This window comes from Belnapia arida, assembly GCF_016773205.1.
In the GTDB taxonomy this organism is placed as follows: Bacteria; Pseudomonadota; Alphaproteobacteria; order Acetobacterales; family Acetobacteraceae; genus Belnapia; species Belnapia arida.
Genome location: NZ_JAETWB010000043.1, coordinates 22,294 through 28,293, shown reverse-complemented (window position 1 = coordinate 28,293; position 6,000 = coordinate 22,294). Strand labels below are relative to the sequence as shown.

Sequence of the window (6,000 nt, the reverse complement as noted above, 5' to 3'; positions counted from 1 at the left end):
GTCTGTTGCTCTCCGTCATCGACACCTCCCAGGCTCCTCAGCCTATCAAAGGTGTCCGTGAAATCGGGACAGGCCCAGACCGCGTCCAAGTTCGCGCCGGTCTCCTCTGACGCCAAGGCGCTGGACGGGCTCAACGTTCAGGTGGCGGTCTGTGACGAGATCGCCTCGCACAAGACGTCCGAGGTCTATGACGTGCTGCTGACCGCCATGGGCAAGCGACGGCACCCGCTACTGCTGTCGATTAGCACGGCGACGGGTAACACCACGGGCATCGGCAAGCAGCTCTGGGACTATGGCGTTCGGGTGCTGGAGGGCGCTCAGGAGGACGAGCGGCTGTTCACCCTGATCTATGCCGCCGACCCCGAGGACGACCCCTGGGACGAGGCGACCTGGATCAAGGCCAACCCGAGCTGGGGCCAAGCGGTGCAGCCGGAGGCGATTCGCGCCATCATGCGGCAGGCCCGGAACAACTTGGCGCAGGAGACCGCCGCCCGGACGCGGCACCTGAACATCTGGTCCGGTGCCGACGAGGCGCTGTTCTCGATGCGCGCCTGGCAGGCGTGCCGCAGCCCCGAACTGCGGCTGGAGGACTTCGAGGGGCAGGAGTGCCACCTCGGCCTCGATCTCGCCAGCCGCACCGACCTTGCGGCGCTGGCCCTGGTCTTTCCCCAGACCTGCCGCGAGACGGGCAAGACGACCTATGCCGCCTTCGCCCGCTGCTACCTGAACGAGGAGGCGGTGCTGGAGGCGCGGAATGCCGCCTATCCGGGCTGGGCGGCGGCTGAGCACCTCATCCTCACTCCGGGCAACGAGACCGACTTCCAGGCCATCGAGGACGACATCCTGGAGCTCAGCCGCCGCTTTCAGATCGTGAGCGTCGGCTACGACCCGTGGCAGTCAACGCAGCTGGCGCAGCGACTTCGAGCGCAGGACATCGAGATGGTGGAGTTCCGCTCGACCACGGCCAACTTCTCGCCGGCGATCATCGAGCTCGACGCTGCGATGCGCTCCGGTCGCCTTCAGCATGACGGCAACCCGGTGCTGGAGTGGTGCATCGGCAACGTCGTGGGCAAGCCGGACCGGCGCGGCAACTTGTACCCGACCAAGGTGCGACCGGAGCAGAAGATCGACGCGGCCGTGGCGCTCATCATGGCGATCGGGCGGTCGATGACTGAACCGGAGCAGTTCACCAGCATCTTTGAACGGGCGGAGTTGTGGCAAGCGTGAGGCAATATGGGAGTAGCAACCGGATTTATAGACGTAGTGATTAGCAGGACCTCTCGTTCAGCAGCAAAGCAATATCTTAAATAAGATTTACACGCATTAGCGACAAATTTCTTTCCCTTGTTTGCGAATGGCTCGCTTAAGAGCAGCGTTTTGATGCGCTGGAAAACTCCATGTTACCAGGATGTTGCTTTGATAAAAGCTAAGGACAGACCTTCAGCAGTGTTATGCTTTTTTGTCGTGCGTTTGATGGGGCGGGGCAATGACCGTTAAATGGAATGGAGTTCCAGATAAGCCTGAATGCAGTGGATGGCATTGGGTGGAGGATGCAACAGGATTGCGCCCACTGCTTTGGCGAGGGGATGACTGGCCTGAGAAGGCTGACTGCCGCGAGTGGCAAGACGGCACAATCATCTGCTCGCCATCAGACATGTGTGGTGATCGGTACTTCGGGCCAGTGACCCTGCCCGAGGCTGTAGCTAGCCGCTTCAAGGCGACATACGTCGCTCGGCCCACGTTGAGAGGCTCAAATCTTTGGACAAGCCTGCTAAGGCTGTGAAGGGCCGCGTGCGCGTACCAAGGTGTAAGCGCCAACGGTAGCTTTCGCCAAATTGTATACGAAGTAGAACTATCTTGCTACTTCTTGGTTTGGAAACGGTGCGATGCCGTGCCGCAAGCCAGGGAGAGCATACCTTATGACGTTCGTTGGTCCATCGACAGTTGCTGAGCAATCTCGGGTTTCCATAAAGTATCAAACCGACCCAAGGGCACAAATGTCAGAACGGCTTCCGGCCGTTGTCCAGCCGTTCCTGACTTGGCTCACGGCGAGACCAGCGCCCGGTGAGACCGCGTCACCTCGTTCAGCTAGCAGTTTTGTCGTGAGTGCGTTGGCTTGGATGCTAGTGGGTTGCGGCTTAAGCTTGTGCCCACTGCTACTTGTCGAGCCTCCTTATTTGGCATGGCTTTTGCTCCCTCTTGGCCTCCTTGCCACAAGCTGCGGTCTTGGGATTTTTCAGGTGATCATTTTTCATCACTGTTCCCACGGCACAGTTTTTCGCACGCGTGAGCGCAATCGCCGTGTTGGTCGGCTTATCTCAGCGCTGCTTCTCTTCAAAAGATTTGACGATTACCAGCGTGAGCACATGCTGCACCACAGCCCAAAAAAGTTGCTCACTGAAGAGGATGAGTTTGCCGACTTTGTGCTCGGCATGTGTGGGTTAGAGCCAGGCATGCCGAAGCGGGAGGCATGGAGACGTATTGGCACGAACCTCGTCTCGCCCGTCTTTCACTCGCGGTTCCTCCTTCGTCGTGTTCGGGCCAGCCTATTTACTGGGGACAAGGCACACGACCTCGTCGGGCTTACTGCTTGGGGCGCCCTATTACTCGTTGCAGCTGCAACGGGCACATTGTTTGAGTTGTCGGTCGCGCTGGTCCTGCCCGTTACCATCCTGCTGCAAGCTGCGACGGTCCTCCGGATCCTATGTGAACACCGCTTCCCAGAAGCAGACCTGATCTCTACTCGCGACCGAGCATTTGTCTGCCACGCGACAACTGGCGTGTTCCCCGGCGTCTCGCCCCCAGAGATGAGCGCCTCGACCGTTGCAAGCGTGCTTAGCTGGGCAATTTGGTGGTCTAAGATGCTTACCGTTCACCTCTTTGCTCGGATTTTCGTACTGGTCGGTGATGCGCCTTGCCACGACTTTCATCATCGAAGGCCGGCTACACGCCGTTGGACCGATTACATCCATGCGCGGCAGGAGGACCTCGAAGCAGGTTCTCCAGGCTTCACGAGTGGCTACTTCGAGTCATGGGGACTTTTTCAGGCAATCGACAGCAATCTTGCGTCCCTTGCTGCCACAGCCCGGGACGCTATTCGCCATTAGCCGAGACAGCTAAAGCGCTTCTCTGATGGAACGCAGCCTTTCCCCGACGATGGATGCCGCAGCCTGGAGTTGCGGCTTGAGGACTTGGAGGGGCAGGAGTGCCATCTCGGCCTCACCTAGCCAGCCGCACCGCCCTGGCGACGCTTGCCATCGTGTTCCCCAAGACCTGCCGCGAGACGGGCAAGACGACGTACGCCGCCTCTGCCCGCTGCTGCCTGAACGAGGAAGCAAGGCGCGCAATGCCGCCTAACCCCGGCTGAGCGGCCGCGGAGCATCTCGTGCTGAGACCGGGCAACGAAACCGGAGTCGCCGGATGGCGCGTCGAACTGCGACCATGGTTCGACGTTGGCGCGCGGGACAGTCCTACATTGCTGTTTGGCCGCTTCGTAAAAATCGGAGGAGATGATTATGGTTTCGGATCGCGTTGCCGGAACTGCGCAGCAAGCAAAAGGCAAAGCCGAGGCGGCGGCTGGCCGGCTGACTGGGGATAAGAAGCTCTGGGTTGAAGGCCGGCCTGACGACGTCGCCGGGACTTTCCGGAACACCGCAGGGGACGTCATAGACGCAGCCCGACCAGCCACCGACGATCCTCAGTCTAAAGTCGAGCACCTTCGCGCAGAGGTGGAGCGCCTCTTTAGGGAGCCGGCCACACCTAGATTGGATGCAGCTGCAAACGCGGCCGACCGCTACGCGGAGAAGCTCGACAGATACCTCGACGCTATCCGTCAGCGTCCATTAACCTCGGTGAGCGTAGCAGTCGGCACAGGTTTCCTGATCGGACGGCTTAAAAGCGGCAATAGATATGTGAACCGGATCCGACGCTGAATCGAGGAGTTTCACCCCTTACGGAGAGGCCGGACGAATCGTAGGCCTGTCTTGCCAAAGCCTGTGGCATGGCAGAACTCATGCAAATCCGTTGCATCAGAAGTTGGCAGGAGTTCGAGACTGCCACAGCCAGCTGTTCTTGCCGCCTGCGCGGCAGCCTTCAGCAGTAGCCGACCGATGCCGAGGCGACGCTCTTCGATGCCTACCAGCAAAGTAGTGACCTGGGCCGTAGGGCGCCCCGCCTCGAGCGTGCAATACCAATGCAACACCACGAGGCCGCTTGGCGGTCCCCATCGCACCGCTATCAACACCGCGCCCGCGGTACCTCGCAGCACAGACAATCGGCTTGCTATCTCAGTTGCATCAACATGGTGCCCCGCTTCGGCGAGCAGTACCGCCAGTCCCGGAGCATCGGCACCGGTGGCAGCGCGAATTTCCAGGCCGTAGCGTGACGTCAGCGGAGAGATCCTTCATAATTCGGCGGCGAACGGCACCGGGTGTGAGGCCTTCGTTCAAGCTGCACTCCGGTCCATACCGTAGATCTTCAAGCGGCGCGCTAAAACCCGAGTGACGATGGTACGCACCCGGCCGGCGACGCATGGCATGTTGGATCCAAGGCTAATGTTGGCTTGAGGGCCGCGCAGTCCGTCTGTGGATATCGAGGATAATGGAGATCCGGCCGCATTTAGGCCCACGATGGCGTTCCCTATTCGTTCTATGCTTCGGCCATGCCAGACGATTAGCCGCCGCCCTGCCCCTACAGCTTGGCTTCTTCGAGCCCATGGCGTTGCGCGTGACGCCAGCGGAGCGGGACTTTATGGCCGCATTCATGGAGCGCGTGCTGACGGCTCATCCCGCCTGGACTTGGCCGCTGATTGAGGAGGAGGCGCGGCAGCGGGTCGAAGAGGATCTCGCCATCGTGCGTCGGTGACCGGGCAGTGGGTCAAGCTTCCGCTCGAGCTAACACACGGACGACGATCGTGGGGGGCCAGGCACCGCGGCTGGCGGGTGCCGGCACTCTGCGCGCGACCGAGCGCCATCGAACCCTCGACGGTCGTCCGCTCGCCGCCGTTGCGCCTTGTGAGACGCTCTTGGGACAGCCATGTGCCGGACCAGAGCCGCCGTAGGAGGTTACCGTGCTATTTCCAACACCCCCTCTGCCGAGCCGTCGTCATCTGCTTGCCACGGGCGCACTGGCTGCAATCGCCGGGTCAGGTATCATCGACCATGCAAGAGCACAGCCCCCGATGCCAGTGCCGACCCCTCGGCAAACCGCCGGCCCCTTCTACCCGGTGGATTGGGAAGGCGACACGGATGGTGATCTCGTCCGGGTGACGGGCGCTGCGGCAGTGGCACAAGGAGTGGTGACCCATCTGCGCGGACGCGTGTTGGATATCCGTGGTGCGCCTGTGCCAGGCGCCGTTGTTGAGATCTGGCAATGCGACGCCCTCGGCCGCTATCGCCATCCGCGCGATCGACAAAGCAGACGCGACGAGGGTTTTCAGGGCCATGGGCGTGTGGTCGCTGGGGCTGACGGCAGCTACGCGTTCCGAACCATTCGCCCTGTGGCGTATCCGGGCCGGACACCGCATATCCATGCGGCGATTGCTGCACCAGGTCGCCAGCCGCTGGTGACGCAGTTCTATGTCGAAGGCGAGCCGCTGAACGAGCGTGATGGCTTGTTTAATGCCCTGCGCGATCCTCTCCAGCGCGACGCGGTCATGCTACGGCTGGAGCACGCGGACCGGACCGAGACGGGCGTCCTGCTGGCTAACCGCGACATCGTGCTGGGCTGACATACGGGCTGCACTAGCGAGCCGTCGGGTAAGCTGGCGGCGGGGACATTAGCTCATACCGATTTGCAGGCAGCCCGCGTCAACACCCGTGCAGCTGTGGTATGCGTCCAGACGCCGCTGCCGCGCGGGGTGGGTATGCCACACTCGGTCAGGGCTCGTGCTCGGCCGCCAAGCGCCGCGGCTGGGCCGCTGCAAGGGCGTCAGGGCCCTTGGTCGCCGGTAAGCCCCTTTTCGCCGCGCAGCACCGACCCAGGCGTCGTGGCGGCCTGCAG

Annotated in this window: 5 protein-coding genes; 4 read left to right on the top strand and 1 reads right to left on the bottom strand. The window is 61.7% G+C overall.

Features of this window, described 5'->3' with window-relative positions; all coding sequences use genetic code 11:
* Positions 1–57 precede the first annotated feature (57 nt).
* The 3 genes from JMJ56_RS28890 (at position 58) to JMJ56_RS28880 (ending at position 3,932) form a co-directional block, all read left to right on the top strand.
* Entirely contained in the window at positions 58–1,227 is a 1,170-nt protein-coding gene (locus tag JMJ56_RS28890) for a terminase large subunit (protein WP_202835213.1), read from the top strand.
* 659 nt (positions 1,228–1,886) lie between these two features.
* Entirely contained in the window at positions 1,887–3,107 is a 1,221-nt protein-coding gene (locus tag JMJ56_RS28885; RefSeq protein ID WP_328702496.1) for a fatty acid desaturase, read from the top strand.
* 408 nt (positions 3,108–3,515) lie between these two features.
* Positions 3,516–3,932 carry a CsbD family protein gene (locus JMJ56_RS28880; RefSeq protein WP_202835211.1) on the top strand — a complete coding sequence of 139 codons (417 nt, stop codon included), beginning with the start codon at positions 3,516–3,518 and terminating at the stop codon, positions 3,930–3,932.
* Between the two features lie 11 nt (positions 3,933–3,943).
* On the opposite strand, the gene JMJ56_RS35720 is transcribed toward JMJ56_RS28880, so the two are convergent.
* The gene (locus JMJ56_RS35720) at positions 3,944–4,201 is read right to left on the bottom strand and encodes a GNAT family N-acetyltransferase (RefSeq protein WP_407927963.1); all 258 of its coding nucleotides are present in this window, start codon (positions 4,199–4,201) and stop codon (positions 3,944–3,946) included.
* A 978-nt stretch (positions 4,202–5,179) separates the two neighbouring features.
* On the opposite strand from JMJ56_RS35720, the gene JMJ56_RS28870 reads away from it, so the two are divergent.
* Positions 5,180–5,728: a dioxygenase family protein gene (locus tag JMJ56_RS28870; RefSeq protein WP_202835209.1), complete on the top strand. Its 549-nt coding sequence runs from the start codon at positions 5,180–5,182 to the stop codon at positions 5,726–5,728.
* The last annotated feature ends 272 nt before the right edge of the window (positions 5,729–6,000 follow it).